Raw genomic sequence first — 21477 nt, 5'->3', positions numbered from 1 at the left:
CTGGCCATAAATATCCTGGGGGTTTGGGGGCAAAGCCCCCAATGGTACAAGTAAAGAAAAGGGCGCCCAAAGGCGCCCTTTGCAATTGGATCAGACCGGTGGATCAATCGATCATCGGCAGCAGCTTGTCCAGCGATGCTTTGGCGTCGCCATAGAACATGCGGGTATTTTCCTTGAAGAACAGCGGGTTTTCGATACCCGAATACCCTGTACCCTGACCGCGTTTGGACACGAAGACCTGCTTGGCCTTCCAGCATTCCAGAACCGGCATACCGGCAATCGGGCTGTTGGGATCTTCCTGCGCCGCAGGGTTCACGATGTCATTCGAGCCGATGACGATGGCCACATCCGTATCCGGGAAGTCGTCATTGATCTCGTCCATTTCCAGAACGATATCATAGGGCACCTTCGCCTCGGCCAGCAGCACGTTCATATGGCCCGGCAAACGGCCCGCGACCGGGTGGATCGCAAAACGCACCTCTTTACCCTTGGCGCGCAGCTTACGGACCAGTTCACTGACCGATTGCTGTGCCTGCGCCACCGCCATACCATAACCGGGAATGATGATAACGCTGTCGGCATCGTTCAGGGCTGCAGCAACGCCATCCGCCTCGATGGCCACCTGCTCGCCCTCAACGGCCATCTGTTCACCCTGCGGGCCACCAAAGCCGCCCAGGATCACGCTGACAAAGTGACGGTTCATCGCCTTGCACATGATGTAGGACAGGATTGCACCGCTTGAGCCCACCAGCGCACCGACCACGATCAGCAAGTCATTGCCCAGCGAGAAACCAATCGCCGCCGCGGCCCAGCCCGAATAGCTGTTCAGCATCGACACAACCACCGGCATGTCCGCGCCACCGATGCCCATGATCAGGTGATAACCGATGAACAGCGCGGCCAGGGTCATTAGGATCAGCGGCAGCAGCCCACCGGACGAGGTATACCAGATCAAGCAGATCAGCGAGAGACCCGCCGCCGCTGCGTTCAGCGCATGACCACCGGGCAACTTTGTCGCCGCCGAGGTCACTTTGCCCGCCAACTTGCCATAGGCCACGACCGAACCGGTAAAGGTGATCGCACCGATAAAGATGCCCAGGAACAGTTCTACATGAAGGATTGCCAGCTCGGCCGGCGTCTTCTTGGCAATCAGTTTGGCAAAGGTGCCCAGATCATGCAGATCCGCCTCTTTCGCCGTATCCGCAATCGCCAGGACCTGCGCCACGTTGCCGATCTCAAAATGCGCATTGAAACCCACAAACACCGCGGCCAGACCTACCAGCGAATGCATCGCGGCCACAAGTTGCGGCATCTCGGTCATCTGGACGCGCTGCGCCACGTATTGACCGATCAGACCGCCGCCAATGATCAGCAGGATCGACAAAAGCCACAGGCCAGAACCGGGGCCAACCAGCGTGGCAAAGACCGCCAACGCCATACCGACGATGCCGTACCAGACCGCGCGCTTGGCGCTTTCCTGGTTCGACAACCCGCCAAGGGAAAGGATGAATAAAACAGCCGCAACAACGTAGGCGGCAGTGGTGAAGCCAAATTCCATGTGCCCGGCCTCCTTAAGATTTCTGGAACATGGCGAGCATGCGCCGGGTTACGAGGAAGCCGCCGAAGATGTTGATCCCGGCCATGAAAACGGACAGTGCCGCCAGCAGAATGACCAGGAACGACCCCGATCCGATCTGCATCAAAGCCCCGACGATGATGATCGACGAGATCGCGTTGGTGATCGCCATCAGCGGTGTGTGCAGGCTGTGCGAGACATTCCAGATCACCTGGAAGCCTACGAAAATGGCCAGCACGAAGACGATGAAATGCTGCATGAAGCTGGCCGGGGCAACCAGCCCCACCAGCAACATCAGCGCGCCACCAACACCCAACAATGTAAACTGCTGCTTGGTCTGCGCCTTGAAGGCCGCAATCTCCTGCGCCTTTTTCTCTTCCGGGGTCAGTTCCTTGACCTCGGGCTTCTTCTGCGCCGCAATCGCCTGAATCTTGGGCGGTGGTGGCGGGAAAGTGATTTCACCTTCATGCGTTACAGTCGCACCGCGGATCACATCGTCATCCATGTTGTGATTGATCCGGCCGTCCTTTTCAGGCGTCAGATCAGTCATCATGTGACGGATGTTGGTCGCGTACAGAGACGACGACTGCGCCGCCATCCGGCTGGGGAAGTCGGTATAACCGATGATGGTCACGCCGTTGTTGGTGACAACTTTCTCATCCGGCACGGTGCCTTCGACGTTACCGCCACGCTCGGCTGCAAGGTCGATGATGACCGAACCCGGCTTCATCGCCTTGACCATATCCTCTAGCCACAGCTTGGGCGCCGGACGGTTGGGGATCAGTGCGGTGGTGATAACGATGTCCATCTCGGGCGCAAGTTCGCGGAACTTGGCCAGCTGGGCGTTGCGGAATTCTTCCGACTGGACCGAGGCATACCCGCCTGTGGCCGCGCCGTCCTGCTGCTCTTCCTCGAAGTCCAGATAGACGAACTCAGCCCCCATCGATTCGACCTGTTCGGCCACTTCAGGGCGCACGTCGAACGCGTAGGTGATCGCGCCCAGCGACGTGGACGTCCCGATTGCGGCCAGACCGGCCACACCGGCCCCAACGATCAGCACCTTGGCAGGAGGAACTTTACCGGCGGCGGTCACCTGGCCGGTGAAGAAACGGCCAAAGTTGTTGCCTGCTTCGATCACGGCGCGATAGCCTGCGATATTTGCCATCGACGACAGCGCGTCCATCTTCTGCGCGCGCGAGATGCGTGGCACCATCTCCATGGCGATCACGTTGGCGCCCTTGGATTTGGCCAGCTCCATTCCTTCTTCGTTGCCCGCAGGATTGAAGAACGAAATCAGGGTCTTGCCCTTGGTCAACCGTTTCAGTTCGGCCTCAGTCGGGATACGAACCTTGGCAATGATATCCGCAGTCTTCCACAGCGACGCTGCGGTCTTGACCACCTCAACGCCTACGGCCTCGTATGCGGCATCCGAAAAACCGGCAGCCGCGCCCGCGCCTTTCTCGATCAGGCACTCATAGCCCAGTTTCTGCAATTGCACGGCCGAGTCGGGCGTCATTGCAACCCGGTTCTCACCGTCCAGTATTTCCTTTGGCGTGCCTATCTTCACTGGCAGTCCCCCTAATTTTTACTCTGTCCGAGCGGGTGGTCGGTATTCTTTGTTAAGCAAAGATGTATCCTGCGCAACATTATTTCGCAAGCGCAGCATTTTTTACGTGACATCACAAGATCAGCCACTTTAGATCCAACGCCGCGTCTTGCGTTCATAGCGTGCGAAATCCGTGCGGAACTGCCGGCGCAGGCGGTCTTCTTCCGGCAGGATAAACCGGCGCTCCAGCACCCAGACGAAGACCGGAACCAAAACCAGTGACAACACGGCGTCAAACCGCAGAATCAAACCCGCAAGAATCAGTACGTCCCCGACGTAGATCGGGTTTCGACTGCGTTTGTAGATGCCCGTTTGCACCATCGCGGTCGGTGTCTCATGGGGAATGACGGTTGTTTTATGGCGGCGAAACTCGACAATGGCCAGAACGGCCATCAGAACGCCACCGCCGATCAGAACTCCACTGAGAAGGTCGGTCAGGCCGCTCTCAAGTGACAGGCCCAGCGCCATGTATCTGGCTTGTGCCCATGCCAGCACCGCAAAAGCGATCAACCAAACTGGCGGTACATCTATCCAGCGCATTCTAAGCCCTCATGAACGACGACAGTGTCGGGTATATGTCGCTTCTGACCGACGTCCTACCGTTTTTCGGCCAGATTAGCAAAAGACCAGTATGTCGCATCGATAGACAGACATGTCAGGATCGGCTACCCCAAATGCAACAAAAGACGACCACACAAGTGAGTGAGCCTTCATGACCGATTTTGCAGCAACCAAAGCCATGTTCGACCTGCCCGAGGGCGTGATTTATCTGGACGGCAACTCTTTGGGCCCGCTGCCTAAAACGGCTGCGTCTCGTGTGCAGAACATGCTGACCGAGGAATGGGGGCAAATGCTGATCACCGGCTGGAACAAAGCCGGTTGGATGGGCCTTCCCACAGGGCTTGGAGATCGAATTGGCCGCCTGATCGGAGCCGAGCCAGGCAGCGTCGTGACCGGCGATACCCTGTCGATCAAGGTTTATCAGGCCGTGTCCTCTGCCCTTGAACTGAACCCGGCCCGCAAGGTTGTGCTTTCTGACAATGGGAACTTTCCGTCAGACCTGTACATGGTCGATGGCCTGCTGCGATCCCTTGGGAGCCCATACGAACTGCGCGTCGTCGACCCGCAGGACGTCGCAGATGCAATCACCGAAGAGGTCGCAGTCCTGATGCTGACCGAAGTGGATTACCGCACGGGCCGGATGCACGACATGAAGGCACTGACGGAACTGGCCCACGCCAACGGTGTCGTGACGGTTTGGGATCTGGCGCATTCCGCAGGGGCCATCCCCGTTGACCTTGCAGGGTGCAATGCAGATTTCGCAGTCGGGTGTACTTATAAATACCTCAATGGCGGCCCCGGTGCGCCCGCGTTCATTTATGTTGCGCCCCGACTTGCAGATAGTGTGCGCCCGGCCCTGTCTGGTTGGCTGGGGCACGAAGCGCCCTTTGCCTTTGACCTGGACTATCGCCCCGGAAGCGGGATTGAGCGTATGCGCGTGGGAACACCTCCGATCATCCAAATGACCGCACTTTCGGCGGCCATGGACATCTGGGATATGGCCGACATGGCGGATGTGCGCGCCAAGTCCATTGAATTGACCGAGCTTTTCATTCGTCAGGTCGAGGCGACCTGCCCAGACTTGCAATTGGACAGTCCGCGCGCGCCCGAGCAGCGTGGCAGTCAGGTTTCATTCCGCTTCAAGGAAGGCTACGCCGCGATGCAAGCGCTGATCGCGCGTGGTGTCGTCGGAGATTTCCGCGCACCTGACACAATGCGGTTTGGTTTCACGCCGCTGTATATCGATGAAAGCGATGTCGAGCGTGCAGTCGGGATTCTGGCGGATGTCATGCAGAACAAGCTTTGGGACACGCCCGAGTACAAAACCCGGCAGCGCGTTACCTGATTTCCAGCCCGGCCCCGATCAGGGCCGCCAACTGGTTGGTGCGCCTTTCAAATTCCTCGGCGTCTGACGCAGTCAGCTTGATCCCCTTCAGCGTGACCGTAAGTGTTTTCGCCGTTTCTTCAGGCGTGTCGAACAGACGAACGCGGCCAGCACCCTGCTCTCGCCTCAGCCATTCGGCATAAAGCGCGGCAAGTTCCCCTTCGCCCCGTTCGACAATGTCGATGGCCATGGATTTGGTCGTGTCCAGCATCTCAAGCCCATGCGGCGACGCCAAAATCGCAGCCATGCCCTCGGTCTGGGCGTGGATCGCCTTTTTGGCAATGTCCGAAACCGAGCCTTCGCTGTTCAGCGCCTCGGCCACCGCTGCGGTCTTTTCCTCGTAGTGCCGTTCGGTCAACTTGCGAACGATCGCTTCCTTGTTCCTGTAATACAGGTAGACCGCTGGCCGCGACATCCCCGCACCGCGCGCAATGTCATCCATCGAGGTCTTGCGGAACCCGTATGCGGAAAAAGCCTGAAAAGCAGATGCAAGGATCGCTTTCTGCCGGGATTCGTCACTCGTATCTTTCATACGCAAATCTCTGACATTTTTTGTTTAATTTGTCAATTGACAGACTGACACTTTACACCCATTATGTCAGAAACCAGCCACAGCAACAAGAGGTGCGCCATGGCGACAGCCCTAAAGATTAACGGAATTCCTCACCAGATCGACCTGCCGGATGATGTTCCCCTGCTTTGGGTTCTGAGGGATGAGGTTGGCCTGACCGGCACCAAGTTTGGCTGTGGCGTCGCCGCTTGCGGCGCCTGTACAGTTCATATCGATGGCGAGGCGGTACGCTCGTGCCAAGTGGCGCTGTCGGATGTCTGGGGTGACGTGACCACAATCGAAGGCGTCGGCACGCCAGAAGCACTGGCTACGATCCAGCAATCCTGGGCTGATCATCAGGTGGCGCAATGTGGCTATTGCCAGTCGGGCCAGATCATGCAGGCCGCTGCCCTGCTTGCGGAAATCCCTGCGCCCACGGACGCAGAGATCGATGAGGCGATGCAGGGAAACCTGTGCCGCTGTGGCACCTACCCCCGCATCCGGGCCGCGATCCACGACGCAGCCTCCAAGTTGAAGGAGGCGTAAGAGATGGCTTCTGTTGGCAAAATTATCCGCCGCACGTTCCTGATCGGCTCGGCCGCAATTGTCGGCGGCGTCGCCTTTGGCGCGTATTATGTCACCCGCCCTGCCCCCAACCCGCTGAAACCGAAAGAGGGTGAAGCGGCCCTGAACCCCTTCGTACTGATCGATCAGAATGGCATCACCCTGTTCGCGCCCCGTGCCGAGATGGGACAGGGCGTGAAAACCACGTGGGCCGCGCTGATCGCCGAAGAACTGGATGTCGATCTGGATCAGATCACCGTTCTGCACGGTCCGGCAGCCGCCGCCTATTACAACTCAGCCATGATGGGCGAGGGACTGCCAAACAAGGGCTACGACATCTCGGACTTCCAGCACAACTTAGGTGAAGCACTGGGGGTTCTTGGCAAGGCCCTTAGCCTGCAAGTCACAGGCGGCTCCACCTCGATGAAGGACGGGTTCGAGAGGATGCGGCAAGCCGGTGCTTCGGCCCGTGAAACGCTGAAACGCGCCGCCGCTGATCGGTTGGGTATCGACCCCTCGGAACTGAAAACAGCTTCAGGCCATGTCATCGCGCCGACCGGTGACAAGATCACTTATACCGATCTTGCAGTGGAAGCGGCCGGACTGGAACCCGTCGAGGTACCTTTGCGAGACCCGTCCGAATGGCGTTATCTGGGACGGACACAACCGCGACTGGACATGGTGGGCAAAGTGACAGGTACTGCCGAGTTCAGTATCGATGTTCGCCTGCCCGGTATGAAATTTGCTGCCGTGCGCACGAATCCCAAACTGGGTGGTGCGATGAACAGCTTTGACGACAGCGCTGCAAAATCCATGCCGGGGGTCGAGACGGTTGTAGATCTGGGCACAGGTGTTGCCGTGATCGCGAACAACACATGGCTGGCCAATCAGGCGGTTGAGGCTGTTGAGATCGACTGGGGTGATGCGCCATATCCACCTGATACCGAAGGCATTTTCTCAAAGATTGCCGAGGCGTTAGACGGCGCGCCGAACTCGACCATGCGCGATGATGGCGATGTCAGCGTGACGCCGGATGGCGCGACCGAGATCACTGCCGAATACCAAGTGCCCTATCTGGCGCACGCCACGATGGAGCCGATGAATGCCACCGCGCTCTATAACGGAGATGCTCTGGAGCTGTGGTGCGGCAATCAGGCCCCGACGCTGATCCGGTTTCGCGCAGCAAACACTGCAAATCTAGACACTGAGGCTGTTCAGATTCACACCACCTATCTGGGGGGTGGGTTTGGCCGCCGGGGCGAACTGGATTTCGGAGAAATCGCCACCAAGGTCGCCATGGCCATGCCTGGCACACCGGTCCAGACAACTTGGAGCCGCGAAGAAGACATGCGTCACGACTACTTCCGCCCCGGCGCCATCGCCCGGATGCGCGGCGCTGTTCAGGACGGCAAGGCCGTTCTTATTGACGGCAAGGTTGCAGCGCAGTCCTGCACGCAACAGGCGGTCGAGCGTTACACCGGCTTCCCCGGAGGCGGACCCGACAAAGTGCTGGTCGAAGGGTTCTTCAACCAGCCTTACGCCGTGCCAAACTACCGGATGAGCGGCCACGTCGCTGATCTGGCCGTCCCGGTGGGCTTTTGGCGTTCGGTCGGCAACAGCCACAACGGCTTTTTCCACGAGACCTTCATGGACGAATTGGCTCATGCCGCAGGGCGCGACCCGCTGGACTTCCGGCTAGAACTGATGAGAACCGAACACGCCCCGTCTGCCGGATGTCTGGAGGCGGTCAGGGAAATGTCCAACTGGACCGGAAAAACACCTGACGGTGTGGGCCGTGGCGTGGCCTTCACCTACAGCTTCGGCACTCCGGTGGCTCAGGTTATCGAAGTGGTCGACGAAAACGGTGCCATCCGCATCAGCAAGGCCTGGATCGCCTGTGACATGGGGCTGGCGCTGGACCCGGAAAACGTCAAGGCGCAGATGTTTGGCGGCATGATGTATGGCCTGTCGGCCGCGTGTTTCGGCGAGATTACCTTCGCCGACGGGGAAGTCGAGCAGTTCAATTTCCCCGACTATGACGCCCTTCGTATGCATACTGCGCCACAAGTCGAGGTGCGCGTTCTGGAGACCAATCGCCATATGGGCGGCGCTGGTGAGCCCGGCACGCCCCCCTCGATGCCCGCACTGGGCAACGCTCTGTTTGACTTAACCGGAAAACGTGCGCGCAGCCTGCCGCTGGTCAATCAGTTCAACCTACTGGTCTGATTGCCATTCACCTTCCCCTGCACCAGTCCGTCGCGCGCCCGCACGGTCCGGTGCTCAAGTCAGGCTGATTTCTGAACTGCCTGACAGGCAATCCCCGTCGCCCATCCCCGCACAGCCATGCCGAAGGCTTCGAACAAAGGGCGTGAAACCGGGTCGTTGATCGCATCCCATTCGGGATGCCATTGTACGGACAGCGTAAATCCGGGCGCGTCCTTGATGTAGATCGCCTCGGGCGTTCCGTCCGGCGCATGCCCATCGATCACCACACGCTGTCCGATGCACTTGATCCCCTGCCCGTGCAGCGTGTTTGTCATGACCTCCTGCGCACCAAACAAGTCGTGGAACACACCGTTTTCCGTCAGTTTCACCACGTGGCGCAGCGCAAATTTTTCCTCAAGTGTACCATCGGGCGGCATCCGGTGGTTCATCCGCCCCGGCAGATCACGAATTTCCGGATAGAGTGTTCCGCCCATGGCCACGTTGACCTCTTGAAATCCGCGGCAAATGCCCAGAAACGGCTGACCCCGTTCCACACAGGCCCGAACCAGCGGCAGGGTGATCGCGTCACGCGCGCGGTCAAACTCTCCATGCGCCTCGGTAGCCGGTTCACCATATTCTTCGGGATGCACATTGGGGCGACCGCCGGTCAGAAGAAAGCCGTCGCAAACCTCCAGCAACTCCTCAACCGACACATAACGGGGATCGGCGGGGATCAGCAGCGGCAAACATCCCGATACGTTCGCCACAGCGTCCGAATTCATCGTCCCCCCTGCATGGGTCGGGTATTGATCGTTCATGAGGTATGAGTTGCCGATAATACCAACAACGGGTCGAGACATTCCGCTTTCCTTGTTATACATCCCCTTGAAAAGGAAGCTAACCGCAGCTTCACAGTCGTGCAAGAATACACCTCCTGCGTGACAGCGCAGGGACGTGTTCAGGGGTGCACAAATACCCCCCGCGATCAGTCAAGTCACGGCTCGTTTTCCCCGCCTAAAACTTCAAGTCGGAAACATGCGCCAAGTCATTGCTTTGACGGAGCTGCTCTCAATGGTCGGACTTAAATCTCGCCGTCCAACCCGGCGGCCTCAATTCCCGCCATCGCAACGGCAGCATCGTTTTCTGACGTGTCGCCGGTTACCCCAACGGCACCGATCACGTCCCCTTTTACGACCCCGCAGCAAGACCCCGCCCGGAACTGGTACGACCTGCCCGCCATACACTCCGTTTACCGCCGCCATAAAGTAGGCTTGCGCCTCGGCCCGTTGCATCTGTGCCGTGCCCGCCATTCCCAGCATGACAGAGCCATATGCCTTGCCATGCGCAATCGCAAAGCGGCCCGGTGCTGCATCATCCTCACGCTCGAACGCGATGACGTGGCCGCCTGCGTCCAGAACAACCACCGAAAGTGGCTTAAGCTCCATCTCGCGGCCTTTCTCAAGCGCTTTGCGGATAATGGTGCGGGCTTTGCGAAGGGAAACTTCCATGTGCATTCCTGTGTCTGCATGTCGAAAGAAGAAAGGGGGCGGATCGCCCCCTTCGTTTTACGCTGTGGCCGCCTTCAATTCCAGACGGCGCGCGTGCAGGACCGGCTCGGTGTAGCCCGAGGGCTGCACACGACCTTTGAACACAAGGTCACAAGCCGCCTGAAAAGCGATTCCGTTAAAGCCCGGCGCCATCGGGACATAACCCGGATCACTTGCATTCTGGCGGTCCACAACAGCCGCCATTTTCTGCATCGCAGCCATCACCTGTGCTTCGTCGACAATGCCATGATGCAACCAGTTGGCCAGTGCCTGAGACGAAATTCGGCAGGTCGCACGGTCTTCCATCAACCCGATGTCATTGATGTCGGGGACTTTGGAGCATCCCACGCCCTGATCGACCCAACGCACGACATAGCCCAGAATGCCTTGTGCATTATTCTCGACCTCGCGCGAGATTTCTGCGTCACCAAGGTTGCGGCCCCCCAGCAAGGGAATGGTCAGCAAATCGTCAAGTGTTCCTCGGGCACCCGCCGCTGCGATCTCGTCCTGACGGGCCAGTACGTTGACCTTATGGTAATGTGTGGCGTGCAGCGTCGCAGCTGTGGGCGACGGCACCCAGGCGCAGGTCGCACCAGCCAGCGGGTGACCGATCTTGGCCTCAAGCATGTCGCCCATCCGGTCCGGCATCGCCCACATGCCTTTGCCAATCTGCGCCTTGCCTTTCAGGCCACAGGCCAAACCGATATCGACATTGCGGTCTTCATAAGACGCAATCCAGGGCGTGTTCTTGATGTCGCCCTTGGGCAGCATCGGCCCGGCCTCCATCGAGGTATGAATCTCATCCCCCGTCCGGTCCAGGAAACCGGTGTTGATAAAGGCGACGCGCGATTTCGCGGCGCGAATGCACTCTTTCAGGTTTACCGACGTGCGGCGCTCCTCATCCATGATCCCCAGCTTTACGGTGTTGCGCGGCAGACCCAGAATGTCTTCGACCATGTCGAAAATCTCGACCGCAAAGGCAACCTCTTCCGGCCCGTGCATCTTGGGCTTCACAACATAAACCGACCCTTCGACCGAGTTCCCCCCATCCCGTTGCAGGTCATGCATTGCGATCAGAGTGGTGCAGAGTGCGTCCATCAACCCTTCGCCAATCTCGCGCCCTTCGGCGTCCAGAACGGCCGGGTTCGTCATCAGGTGGCCGACATTCCGCACCAGCATCAGCGACCGGCCTTTCAGGGTCGCCTGCTCACCTGTCGGTGTGGTGAAAGTCAGATCCTCTGCCAGCTTGCGGGTAAACGTGGTGTCGCCCTTGGTGACGTCTTCGGTCAGATCACCCTTCATCAGACCCAGCCAGTTGCCATAGGCAACGACCTTATCCGCCGCATCAACACAAGCGACCGAGTCTTCACAGTCCATAATCGTTGAAAGAGCGGATTCCAGCCGGACGTCTGCTATACCTGCGGGATCAGAGGCGCCGATGGCTCCAGTCGGATCGATCATGATCTGAATATGCAGGCCATTGTTTTTCAGAAGCACAAAAGCCGGCTTGTCTGCCGCGCCACCGAAACCAACAAATTGATCGGGGTTTGCCAGTGCCGGGGAAAGAGCACCTTCTTCGACATGCAGTCCCGACACGTCGGCCCAAGACCCACCAGCCAGAGGTACAGCGTCATCCAGAAAGGCTTTCGCCCATGCAATCACCCGTGCACCGCGCGCCGCATCATACCCACCGCCTGTTGGCAGATCGCCTATCGCATCGGTGCCATAAAGCGCATCATACAAGCTGCCCCATCTCGCATTCGCCGCGTTCAGCGCAAAGCGTGCGTTGGTGATCGGCACAACAAGCTGCGGCCCCGGTGTCAGCGCGATCTCGGGGTCGACATGCGTCGTGTCGATTTGAAACCCGTCGCCTTCCTCGACCAAATAACCGATTTCCTTCAGAAAAGCCCGATAGTCAGTGGGATCAATGCTCTGACCCTCGCGCGCAATATGCCAGCTGTCGATGCGCCCTTGAATCTCGGCGCGCTTGGCCAGAAGCGCGCGGTTCTTCGGCCCCAGTTCAGACACCAGTCGCGCCAGACCCGCCCAGAAATCCTGCGCCGACACACCCGTACCCGGCAATGCCCGCGTCTCGATAAACTCTGCCAGTATTGGATCGATCTGCAGCCCGCTCAGGGTTTGTCTGCCACTCATCTTCCTGCTCTCCCGCGATTGTGTGCCATTGTATGCGTAAGTGACTTAGGCCGAAAGTTTCCGATAGGCAACTTTCGACTTTGCGTTAGGGTTATTCGGATCGAAGGGAAGCTGTTTCAAAAACAACAAGGGAATGGCGGGGGCCAGTTGCAGCTCTGGAACGATGCCCCTAACGTCGCGCCAGACACGAACCGATGCGAGGCCCCCATGCGCGACGCTGCCCCCACCACGATCTTCCTGAAAGACTACACTCCGTTTGGTTATCTGCTGGACAGCGTACACCTGACCTTCGATCTGTCCGCACATGCAACACGGGTCACGTCGCGTATCGCGTTTCGTCCAAATCCCGACGCGACCGATCGCACCTTTTTCCTGCACGGCGAAGATCTGAACCTGATCCGCGCGTCCATCAACGGATCCGAAGTTTCGCCTGACGTCACGGACAAGGGCCTGACCGCCGGTGTTCCCGACGCCCCGTTCCTCTGGGAAGCCGAGGTTGAGATCGATCCGGGCAACAACACGGCGTTGGAGGGGCTTTATATGTCGAACGGCATGTATTGCACCCAGTGCGAGGCGGAAGGTTTCCGCAAGATCACATATTATCCGGATCGCCCCGATGTCATGTCCACCTTTACCGTGCGCATCAATGGCGACCTGCCGGTTCTTCTGTCGAACGGCAACCCCTCGGGCAAGGGCGAAGGATGGGCCGAATGGACTGACCCGTGGCCCAAGCCTGCCTATCTGTTTGCGCTTGTCGCTGGGGATCTTGTGGCCCATCCTGATCGGTTCACCACCAGATCAGGCCGGGATGTTGAGTTAAACCTGTGGGTGCGTCCGGGGGATGAAGGCAAGTGCGCCTTCGGCATGGAGGCGCTGAAGAAGTCCATGAAATGGGACGAAGATGTCTATGGCCGGGAATACGATCTGGACGTCTTCAACATCGTCGCCGTCGATGACTTCAACATGGGCGCGATGGAAAACAAGGGGCTGAACATCTTTAACTCTTCGGCTGTTCTGGCCAGTCCTGAAACCTCGACCGATGCCAATTTCGAACGGATCGAGGCGATCATCGCGCATGAGTATTTCCACAACTGGACAGGCAACCGCATCACCTGCCGCGACTGGTTCCAGCTGTGTCTGAAAGAAGGCCTGACCGTCTTCCGCGATGCACAGTTCACATCCGACATGCGCTCGGGCCCTGTGAAACGCATACACGACGCCATAGACCTGCGCGCGCGGCAATTCCCCGAGGATAACGGCCCGCTCTCGCACCCGGTACGACCCGAAAGCTTTCAGGAAATCAACAATTTCTACACGGCCACGGTTTACGAAAAAGGTGCCGAAGTCATCGGCATGTTAAAGCGGCTGGTCGGGGATGAGGCCTATGCAAAGGCGCTGGACCTCTATTTTGACCGCCATGACGGGCAGGCCTGCACGATCGAGGATTGGCTGAAAGTGTTCGAAGACACTACAGGCCGCGACCTGACCCAGTTTAAACGCTGGTACAGCCAGTCGGGCACGCCGCGTTTGACCGTATTTGAAGATTGGGCCGACGGGACCTTTACCCTGACACTGAAACAGCGCACCGATCCCACACCGGGTCAGGCAGAGAAACTGCCGCAGGTGATCCCGGTCGCCGTTGGCCTGCTGGGACCAAACGGGGATGAGGTCCGCACGACTGAAGTGCTGGAACTGACAGAGGCCGAGCAAAGTTTTCAGTTCACGGGGCTTGCGACAAGGCCCACAGCTTCGATCCTGCGCGATTTTTCGGCACCGGTCATCCTGGAACACGATCATTCAAACGCCGAACGCGCGTTTCTGCTGGCGCATGACACAGATCCGTTCAACCGCTGGCAGGCTGGCAGATCGCTGGCGCAAAACACCTTGCTGCGGATGATCTTGGACGAGGCAACCCCGGACGCCGATTACCTTGACGGGCTGCTGGCCGTGCTGCGCGACGACACGCTGGACCCGGCCTATCGCGCCTTGATGCTTGGGCTGCCGACGCAATCCGAACTGGCTGCGGCATTGCATGAACACGGTCAAACGCCCGATCCGATGGCAATCTGGTCGGCGGTCGAAACGCTGCGGCAGGCCACGGCACAGCATGTGCAGGATCTGCTGCCCCGCCTGCACAGCGAGGCGTTGGTTGATGGCCCCTACAGCCCGGATGCCCAGCAATCCGGAAAACGCGCCCTTGGCAGTGCGGCATTGGCGCTGACCTCTCGTCTGGACGGAGGGGCAATGGCGGCCGCTGTGTATACCAAAGCGGATAACATGACCCTGCAACTGACAGCCCTGTCCTGCCTGTTGCGTGCCCGCAAGGGCGAGGCCCAACTGACCGCCTTCTATGACCAATGGCATCATGACCGGCTGGTCATGGACAAATGGTTTGGCTTGCAGGTGACCATGGCCGCCCCCGAGGCGACACCGGAAACGGCAAAGGCATTGACCGGGCATCCCGATTTCAACTGGAAGAACCCGAACCGGTTCCGCGCTGTCATGGGGGCCTTGGCGATGAACCACGCAGGGTTCCACCAGCCGGATGGTGCCGGGTACAGCCTGCTGGCCGATTGGCTGATCCGCCTTGATCCTGTGAACCCGCAAACCACGGCACGGATGTGTTCAGCTTTTCAGACCTGGAAACGGTACGACACCGGGCGTCAGGGCCAGATGCGCGCGCAGCTTTCTCGCATTGCGGAAACGCCGAACCTGTCGCGCGACACGACGGAAATGGTATCCCGCATCCTCGGCGCATGACACCCTACAGCTTTACCCGCCGCAACCGGAACACACGAACACTGATCATTCTGGCTATTGTCTACGTGGCACTGCTGGCGCTGGTCATCCTGCTCGACGCCGCTTGGTGGGTTGTCGGCCTGCTGTCTCTTGCCACTCTCCCCGCAATCTGGGACGTGATCCAGAATACCAGCGCTGGCGTGCATCTGGACCGGGATGCGGTGCGCTGGTTCACGGGCAATCGTAAGGGAGATATCCCGATGCGGGATATCGACCATTTCCGATTTGACACCCGGTGGGACTTTTCCGTTCGCGTATCCATCGTCCTGAAATCCGGGAAACGAATCCGGCTGCCAGATGAGTCTCTGCCGCCGCATCGGGATCTGGAAACCATTCTGAAACAGGCAGGTTTTCGCGTAAACCGTCATCATTTCACTGTTTTCTGAAACACTGCGTGATCTAAGGGCGCATTGGACACAAAAAACAAAGTTTATTAAGCAAATTACTTGAATTGAGCCTGATACCTCGCCAGACTTCAGACTCAGTTAAGTGTTTTTACAGTTTTGAGTTTTACCATGTTTCGGTCGTTAAGGGCGCTGTTTGCCCAGCCCATATCCAATCCCACGGACGCCTCAGAAGATCTGTGCGCAACGAAATCTGCGCTGGCCGCTGCCCTGCCTGAACATGGGCAGCTCAACATTCCTGTTGCAACGTCGAATTGCGACAATCTGATTGGACATTCTACAATCGAACATGGGCGCTATCTGGCCAGACAGGATCGCTGGACCGAGTTGTCCGATGAAATGCGTGCAGCGGATCAGGATCGTGCCGCCGTATCAGATGGTATGCCGATTGCCGATCTTTTGGCGTTCGGGGCCAGATCTGACGTGGTTCTGGCTGCGGAACATGCACTGTCGGACGGCAAGGCCATATCCGATTACGATTTGCTGGGTGGTATTTCGGAACTGGAAGGCGAGTTGTCAGACAATCCTGGTGATCCGATGATCGCTGCCGTTGTGGCGCTGGCCCATATCGACCTGGCCTGGGCCTGGCGCGGGAACGCCACGGACACGGCCCTTCCACCCTTGCACCGTTCGCGCTGTGCCGCTCATTTCGACCGGGCCGCTGCGATCCTGCCCAAGTGCAAGGCGGATGCACCGAACAGCCCTCTGATTGCGGCCGCTGGTTGTGCCCTGTTGGCCGGGCAGCGCAAATCAAACGCCCGCGTTGCCGATGAGTACGAGCGTCTGATCACGCTGGATCCGCGCAATCAGCGTCACATGCGCGCGATGGGCAGCCATCTTTTGCCCCGGTGGTTCGGCAGCTACGCGGAACTGGAATTGCAGGCATTGCGCAATGCCGTCCGGACACAGGATATCTGGGGCGCTGGTGGATATACGTGGGTGCAATTCGATGCCATCGCTTTGGACGAAGAGGCCTGCGCACAGGTCGATGTCGAGTATTTCCTTGAAGGATTGCGCGATATCGTCGGTCTGCGCCCTGACCAGCAGATGATCAATATGTTGTCGGCCTATTGTGCAATCACCATTCAGAATGGTCACGGGCTGAACGAAAAGGCAGACAATGTCCGCGCTCAGATGCGCGACACCGCAAACTGGCTGATCCGCGATCACCTGACCGAGCTTCACCCCCTGATCTGGGCCCATGCCGCCAACGGGTTCAACAACTCGGTCCGCATCAACTCGCCCGAGCGGTTTGCTGCGCGCGGTCAGCGCGACGCGCTGCGCGCTATCTCGGATTTGTTCCGGGATGAATTGCGCAGCGGCAAGGATGTAACCTTTACATCGTCCGGTCTGCAGTTTTCCAAGAACTGAACGCGTCAGGATTCCCCCTTGCCCCTAGGCCCTGCCGGGCCTAATACGCAGGTTTAGACTTCTGCGGAAATGAGGCGCGCCATGCTCGACCTGACATACGAAATGCCCACACCCAAAACCATTGCCGGGGCCAAGCACGATTGGGAACTGGTGATCGGGATGGAGGTGCACGCTCAGGTCTCATCCAATGCCAAGCTGTTTTCCGGCGCGTCCACCCAATTCGGGGCCGAGCCGAACTCGAACGTGGCCTTTGTGGACAGCGCAATGCCAGGCATGCTGCCGGTGATCAACGAATACTGCGTTGAGCAGGCGGTACGCACGGGTTTGGGTCTGAAGGCGGATATCAACCTGAAATCAGCCTTCGACCGCAAAAACTATTTCTACCCTGACAATCCGCAGGGTTATCAGATTTCGCAACTCTACCACCCCATTGTAGGCGAAGGCGAAGTGTTGGTGGAAATGGGCGACGGCACCGCGCGCCGCGTTCGGATCGAACGCATCCATCTGGAGCAGGACGCAGGCAAGTCCATCCACGACATGGATCCGAACATGTCGTTCATCGATTTCAATCGCACTGGTGTCGCGCTGATGGAGATTGTCAGCCGTCCTGACATCCGTGGCCCCGAAGAGGCCGCCGCCTATATCGCCAAACTGCGCCAGATTCTGCGCTATTTGGGCACCTCTGATGGCAACATGCAGAACGGCAATCTGCGGGCGGACGTGAATGTCTCGATCTGCTTGCCGGGCGCGTACGAGAAATACCAGGAAACGCAGGACTTCTCGCATCTTGGCACGCGCTGCGAGATCAAGAACATGAACTCGATGCGCTTTATCCAACAGGCAATCGAGGTCGAAGCCCGCCGTCAGATCGGCATCGTTGAGGCTGGTGGCGAGGTCGAACAGGAAACTCGTGGTTACGATCCTGATAGGAACGAGACCCGGTCCCAACGATCCAAGGAAGAAGCGCACGACTACCGCTATTTCCCAGACCCCGACCTGCTGCCGTTGGAGATTGAACAGGCGTGGGTCGATGACATCGCGGCCAAACTGCCGGAACTGCCCGACGAGAAAAAAGCGCGGTTCATCGAAGCGTTCGGCCTGACCGACTACGACGCCTCAGTCCTGACCGCCGAAGTGGAAAGCGCCGCCTATTTCGAAGAGGTCGCCAAAGGCCGCAACGGTAAGCTGGCCGCGAACTGGGTCATCAACGAACTGTTTGGCCGCTTGAAAAAAGAAGACCACGATATCACCGACTCGCCTGTTTCTCCGACGCAGCTGGGTGGGATCATCGACCTGATTTCCTCGGATGCCATCTCGGGCAAGATCGCCAAGGACTTGTTTGAAATCGTCTATACCGAAGGCGGTGACCCGGCGCAGATCGTCGAGGATCGCGGGATGAAACAAGTCACCGACACCGGTGCGATCGAGGCCGCACTGGACGAGATCATCGCGGCCAATCCGGCGCAGGTCGAGAAGGCCAAGGTGAACCCGAAACTGGCGGGTTGGTTCGTGGGTCAGGTGATGAAAGCGACCGGCGGCAAGGCCAACCCGAAGGCCGTTAACGATTTGGTCAGCAGGAAGCTGAGCTCCTGAACCTTACAATTTGTACAAGCCTGCCAGTGGCAATTGTCAGGTTTGTACAATCAGATTTCCACGATTTCTTAAGAAATGGGGTCAGCTCATCGGCTTGACTTCGCCTGTGATTGCACCCTTTCTTCCGACCCAGAGAGGTGAGGTATCATGCAGAACAGATTTGATCAGGAACTCGAAGATCGGCTGGTGCGTTACGCGGCGATCGACAGTCAGAGCGACGAGACCTCGGCGACCACGCCGAGCACACAGATACAGTTCGACATGCTGAACCTGCTGAAGCAGGAACTGACCGAGATCGGCGCACAGGATGTGACACTGACGGGTGACAGCGTGGTCGTCGCGACCATCCCCGGCACCGCACCCGGCCCGACGGTGGGCTTTCTGGCGCATGTGGATACGGCCCCCCAGTTCAATGCAACAGGCGTCAAGCCGCGGGTGATCAAGGGATATAACGGTGGCGACATTTCCTTTCCGGACGACCCGGATCTGGTGCTGTCCCCGGACGAGAACCCCTATCTGGCCGAAAAGATCGGACATGATCTGATCACGGCGTCGGGTACCACCCTGCTGGGCGCGGATGACAAGGCCGGGGTGTCGATCCTGATGACCATGGCCCGGCACCTGATCGAAAACCCGGATATCCTGCACGGGCCTATCCGCATTGCCTTTACCCCGGATGAAGAAATCGGGCGCGGCGTTACCGAACAGCTGCCCAAGGATCTGGGGGCGGATTTCGCATATACTCTGGACGGTGCCGAAGTGGGCGAGATCGAATATGAAAGCTTTTCGGCCGACCGTGCCGTGATCCGGATCGAGGGGGTATCAATCCACCCCGGACTGGCCAAGGACAAGATGGTGAACGCGACCCATCTGGCGGCAAAGATCGTGCAGACCTTGCCGCAGGCCACCATGACACCCGAAACAACCGATGGCCGCGACGGGTTCATCCATGTCACCGACATGAGCGGCGGGTCGTCCGAGATGGAAATCAAGCTGATCCTGCGCGATTTCGAGATGGAGGGCCTTGAGGCGCAACGTGACATCGTGCGGCAGGTCTGTGCGGCCGTGCAGGCCACGGAACCGCGCGCGACCATCACCTGCGATATCAGCCACCAGTACAGGAACATGCGCTATTGGCTGGAAAACTACATGACACCGGTTGATCTGGCGCGCGACGCCTGCCGCGAGCTGGGGATCGAGCCGCTGTCGGTCCCGATCCGCGGCGGCACCGACGGGTCGCGCCTGACCGAGTTCGGCACCCCCTGCCCCAACCTGTTCACCGGAATGCAGTGCATTCACGGGCCGCTGGAGTGGATATCGGTACAGGACATGGCAGTGGCGACCGAGCTGTGCCTGTCGGTTGTGACCAAGGCGGCACAGGCTGGCGGCAATAATCAGGGCTGAAAACCGACGGTCGGGCGACGGCTCTTTCACCCGGGGGTCAGCGTGGTAAGTTGGCGTGAACAGGTATTTAGGAACACTTGATGCAGCTTTTTGAATACAAGGTCGTCCCCGCGCCGCAAAAGGGCGTGAAAGCCAAGGGCGTGAAAACGGCCGAGGGCCGCTTTGCGGTCTCGGTCGAACAGGTTCTGAACCAGATGGCGCAGGACGGCTGGGAATACCAGCGCGCCGAGCTGCTGCCCAGCGAGGAACGCTCGGGCCTGACCGGATCGACCACAAACTGGCGCAATGTGCTGGTGTTCCGGCGGGTCGTGGCCGAGGAAGTCGATGCGTCGGTGATCGGAGACGTACCCGAGTTTGACGACACCCCATTGGCCCAACCGATCCCCGGCCCCGGTGTGGTGGCCGCGCCGAAACCAATTTCGGAAGACGCGAATGAGCCGCCCTTGTCGTTGAAAAGCCGGGAACAGGTTGACCAGGACACGGATACCGCGGGCGACAAGAAAGACGCCTGAGACGGATCAGGGTTTGACGTGCGGTTACACCTGCAACACGGTGTGCATCGCAGTTTGAGCAGCCCGCCCGCGGGCAGGTTTGGCGCTGCGGGCGCGATATGTGCTTATCAACCCAGCGAAATCTGTGGCATGTTAACCGGACAACCGGGAGGGACTTTGAAATGGGTATTCGGCAGACACAGGGGCGGGCACGCCTGTATGACAGCATCCTTGATACAGTCGGCGACACGCCCTGTATCCGGATCAACCGGATCGCGCCGGAGCATGTGACCGTTTATGTGAAGTTCGAAGCGTTCAACCCGGCAGGGTCCGTCAAGGACAGGCTGGCGCTGAATATCATCGAGGCGGCAGAACGGGATGGGCGGCTGAAACCCGGTCAGACGGTTGTCGAGGCGACATCGGGCAATACCGGGATCGGGCTTGCCATGGTCTGTGCGGCCAAGGGATATCCGCTGGTTGTGACGATGGCCGAAAGCTTTTCGGTCGAGCGGCGCAAGCTGATGCGCTTTCTGGGCGCGAAGGTTGTTCTGACCCCCAAGGCACAAAAGGGGTTCGGCATGTATACCAAGGCCAAGGAACTGGCCGAGGAAAACGGGTGGTTTCTGGCCAGCCAGTTCGAGACTGCCGCCAATGCCGATATTCACGAGAATACGACCGCGCGGGAAATCCTTGCGGATTTCGAAGGCAAGCAGCTGGATTACTGGGTGACGGGCTATGGCACCGGTGGCACGGTCGCCGGAGTATCACGGGTGTTGCGCAAAGAGCGGCCCGATACGAAAATCATCCTGACCGAACCGGCAAATGCCGCCATCGTGTCATCAGGCTATGTAAACACGCGCAACGACGATCACCAGCCCACCGAAAGCCACCCCAATTTTGAGCCGCACCCGATTCAGGGCTGGACGCCGGATTTCATTCCATGGGTCCTTCAGGAAGCCATCGACAACGCCTATAACGACCAGCTGATCCCTGTTCCGGGGCCGCAAGGGATTGAATGGTCACGCCGCCTTGCCTCGGAAGAGGGGATATTCACCGGCATCTCGGGCGGGTCGACCTTTGCGGTGGCGATGAAGCTGGCCGAAACCGCAGCGCCGGGATCGGTCATGCTGGTGATGCTGCCGGATACGGGCGAGCGTTACCTGTCGACGCCTCTGTTCGAAGGGGTCGAAGACGTCATGACGGATGAGGAATATGCGATCTCGGCCTCGACCCCATCCGCGCAGATGAGCGCAGAATAGGGCGCAGCG

Annotated in this window: 16 protein-coding genes and 1 pseudogene; 10 read left to right on the top strand and 7 right to left on the bottom strand. The window is 58.9% G+C overall.

Annotated features, from left to right (window positions below):
- Positions 1-103: 103 nt before the first annotated feature.
- From ACR0AD_RS01030 to ACR0AD_RS01020, 3 genes are all read right to left on the bottom strand, one after another.
- Positions 104-1558, bottom strand: coding sequence for an NAD(P)(+) transhydrogenase (Re/Si-specific) subunit beta (locus ACR0AD_RS01030; RefSeq protein WP_209504484.1), 1455 nt, complete (start codon positions 1556-1558; stop codon positions 104-106).
- A 13-nt stretch (positions 1559-1571) separates the two neighbouring features.
- Entirely contained in the window at positions 1572-3143 is a 1572-nt protein-coding gene (locus ACR0AD_RS01025) for a Re/Si-specific NAD(P)(+) transhydrogenase subunit alpha (RefSeq protein ID WP_480486246.1), read from the bottom strand.
- A gap of 129 nt (positions 3144-3272) precedes the next feature.
- Positions 3273-3722: a methyltransferase family protein gene (locus ACR0AD_RS01020; RefSeq protein WP_267364290.1), complete on the bottom strand. Its 450-nt coding sequence runs from the start codon at positions 3720-3722 to the stop codon at positions 3273-3275.
- A 172-nt stretch (positions 3723-3894) separates the two neighbouring features.
- On the opposite strand from ACR0AD_RS01020, the gene kynU reads away from it, so the two are divergent.
- Complete coding sequence (kynU, locus tag ACR0AD_RS01015; protein WP_480481811.1) at positions 3895-5088, top strand: kynureninase; 1194 nt, start codon at positions 3895-3897, stop codon at positions 5086-5088.
- Here kynU and ACR0AD_RS01010 read toward each other — a convergent pair.
- Positions 5081-5659: a TetR/AcrR family transcriptional regulator gene (locus ACR0AD_RS01010; RefSeq protein WP_480486248.1), complete on the bottom strand. Its 579-nt coding sequence runs from the start codon at positions 5657-5659 to the stop codon at positions 5081-5083. The genes kynU and ACR0AD_RS01010 overlap by 8 nt on opposite strands.
- Positions 5660-5758: 99 nt before the next feature.
- Between ACR0AD_RS01010 and ACR0AD_RS01005 the strand changes: the two genes are divergently transcribed.
- Together ACR0AD_RS01005 and ACR0AD_RS01000 are read left to right on the top strand one after the other, a co-directional pair.
- Positions 5759-6223 (top strand): (2Fe-2S)-binding protein, encoded by a 465-nt coding sequence (locus tag ACR0AD_RS01005; protein ID WP_480486250.1) that lies wholly within the window; start codon positions 5759-5761, stop codon positions 6221-6223.
- Positions 6224-6226: 3 nt separating this feature from the next.
- Complete coding sequence (locus ACR0AD_RS01000; RefSeq protein ID WP_480486252.1) at positions 6227-8467, top strand: xanthine dehydrogenase family protein molybdopterin-binding subunit; 2241 nt, start codon at positions 6227-6229, stop codon at positions 8465-8467.
- Between the two features lie 59 nt (positions 8468-8526).
- Here ACR0AD_RS01000 and ACR0AD_RS00995 read toward each other — a convergent pair whose 3' ends face one another.
- The 3 genes and pseudogenes from ACR0AD_RS00995 to ACR0AD_RS00985 form a co-directional block, all read right to left on the bottom strand.
- Positions 8527-9306, bottom strand: a complete 780-nt coding sequence (locus tag ACR0AD_RS00995) for a gamma-glutamyl-gamma-aminobutyrate hydrolase family protein (protein WP_480486253.1) — start codon at positions 9304-9306, stop codon at positions 8527-8529.
- 221 nt (positions 9307-9527) lie between these two features.
- Positions 9528-9954: pseudogene (locus ACR0AD_RS00990) on the bottom strand (GlcG/HbpS family heme-binding protein).
- 57 nt (positions 9955-10011) lie between these two features.
- Positions 10012-12147: a malate synthase G gene (locus tag ACR0AD_RS00985; protein ID WP_480486255.1), complete on the bottom strand. Its 2136-nt coding sequence runs from the start codon at positions 12145-12147 to the stop codon at positions 10012-10014.
- A gap of 207 nt (positions 12148-12354) precedes the next feature.
- Here ACR0AD_RS00985 and pepN point away from each other — a divergent pair, with 207 nt between their 5' ends.
- From pepN to ACR0AD_RS00950, 7 genes are all read left to right on the top strand, one after another.
- Complete coding sequence (gene pepN, locus ACR0AD_RS00980) at positions 12355-14907, top strand: aminopeptidase N (protein WP_480486257.1); 2553 nt, start codon at positions 12355-12357, stop codon at positions 14905-14907.
- Positions 14904-15332 (top strand): hypothetical protein, encoded by a 429-nt coding sequence (locus ACR0AD_RS00975; RefSeq protein WP_480486259.1) that lies wholly within the window; start codon positions 14904-14906, stop codon positions 15330-15332. Before pepN ends, ACR0AD_RS00975 begins: the two co-directional genes overlap by 4 nt.
- Before the next feature lie 129 nt (positions 15333-15461).
- The gene (locus tag ACR0AD_RS00970; protein ID WP_480486261.1) at positions 15462-16721 is read left to right on the top strand and encodes a hypothetical protein; all 1260 of its coding nucleotides are present in this window, start codon (positions 15462-15464) and stop codon (positions 16719-16721) included.
- An 81-nt stretch (positions 16722-16802) separates the two neighbouring features.
- Positions 16803-18314, top strand: coding sequence for an Asp-tRNA(Asn)/Glu-tRNA(Gln) amidotransferase subunit GatB (gene gatB, locus ACR0AD_RS00965; protein ID WP_480486263.1), 1512 nt, complete (start codon positions 16803-16805; stop codon positions 18312-18314).
- 147 nt (positions 18315-18461) lie between these two features.
- Complete coding sequence (gene pepT / locus ACR0AD_RS00960) at positions 18462-19718, top strand: peptidase T (RefSeq protein ID WP_480486264.1); 1257 nt, start codon at positions 18462-18464, stop codon at positions 19716-19718.
- An 80-nt stretch (positions 19719-19798) separates the two neighbouring features.
- Positions 19799-20230 carry a DUF4177 domain-containing protein gene (locus tag ACR0AD_RS00955; protein WP_480486266.1) on the top strand — a complete coding sequence of 144 codons (432 nt, stop codon included), beginning with the start codon at positions 19799-19801 and terminating at the stop codon, positions 20228-20230.
- A 161-nt stretch (positions 20231-20391) separates the two neighbouring features.
- Complete coding sequence (locus tag ACR0AD_RS00950; protein WP_480486268.1) at positions 20392-21468, top strand: PLP-dependent cysteine synthase family protein; 1077 nt, start codon at positions 20392-20394, stop codon at positions 21466-21468.
- The last annotated feature ends 9 nt before the right edge of the window (positions 21469-21477 follow it).

The sequence above is a fragment of the Ruegeria sp. BH8 genome (genome assembly GCF_056538065.1).
Note: the sequence above shows the minus strand (reverse complement) of the source record. Positions and strands in the feature narration are given on the sequence as shown.

Excerpts from the sequence above, each read along its gene's own strand:
- ACR0AD_RS01030 (WP_209504484.1), bottom strand. The coding sequence starts at position 1,558 with ATGGAATTTGGCTTCACCACTGCCGCCTACGTTGTTGCGGCTGTTTTA.
- ACR0AD_RS01020 (WP_267364290.1), bottom strand. The coding sequence starts at position 3,722 with ATGCGCTGGATAGATGTACCGCCAGTTTGGTTGATCGCTTTTGCGGTG.
- kynU (WP_480481811.1), top strand. The coding sequence starts at position 3,895 with ATGACCGATTTTGCAGCAACCAAAGCCATGTTCGACCTGCCCGAGGGC.
- ACR0AD_RS01010 (WP_480486248.1), bottom strand. The coding sequence starts at position 5,659 with ATGAAAGATACGAGTGACGAATCCCGGCAGAAAGCGATCCTTGCATCT.
- ACR0AD_RS01005 (WP_480486250.1), top strand. The coding sequence starts at position 5,759 with ATGGCGACAGCCCTAAAGATTAACGGAATTCCTCACCAGATCGACCTG.
- ACR0AD_RS01000 (WP_480486252.1), top strand. The coding sequence starts at position 6,227 with ATGGCTTCTGTTGGCAAAATTATCCGCCGCACGTTCCTGATCGGCTCG.
- ACR0AD_RS00995 (WP_480486253.1), bottom strand. The coding sequence starts at position 9,306 with ATGTCTCGACCCGTTGTTGGTATTATCGGCAACTCATACCTCATGAAC.
- ACR0AD_RS00985 (WP_480486255.1), bottom strand. The coding sequence starts at position 12,147 with ATGAGTGGCAGACAAACCCTGAGCGGGCTGCAGATCGATCCAATACTG.
- pepN (WP_480486257.1), top strand. The coding sequence starts at position 12,355 with ATGCGCGACGCTGCCCCCACCACGATCTTCCTGAAAGACTACACTCCG.
- ACR0AD_RS00975 (WP_480486259.1), top strand. The coding sequence starts at position 14,904 with ATGACACCCTACAGCTTTACCCGCCGCAACCGGAACACACGAACACTG.
- ACR0AD_RS00970 (WP_480486261.1), top strand. The coding sequence starts at position 15,462 with ATGTTTCGGTCGTTAAGGGCGCTGTTTGCCCAGCCCATATCCAATCCC.
- gatB (WP_480486263.1), top strand. The coding sequence starts at position 16,803 with ATGCTCGACCTGACATACGAAATGCCCACACCCAAAACCATTGCCGGG.
- pepT (WP_480486264.1), top strand. The coding sequence starts at position 18,462 with ATGCAGAACAGATTTGATCAGGAACTCGAAGATCGGCTGGTGCGTTAC.
- ACR0AD_RS00955 (WP_480486266.1), top strand. The coding sequence starts at position 19,799 with ATGCAGCTTTTTGAATACAAGGTCGTCCCCGCGCCGCAAAAGGGCGTG.
- ACR0AD_RS00950 (WP_480486268.1), top strand. The coding sequence starts at position 20,392 with ATGGGTATTCGGCAGACACAGGGGCGGGCACGCCTGTATGACAGCATC.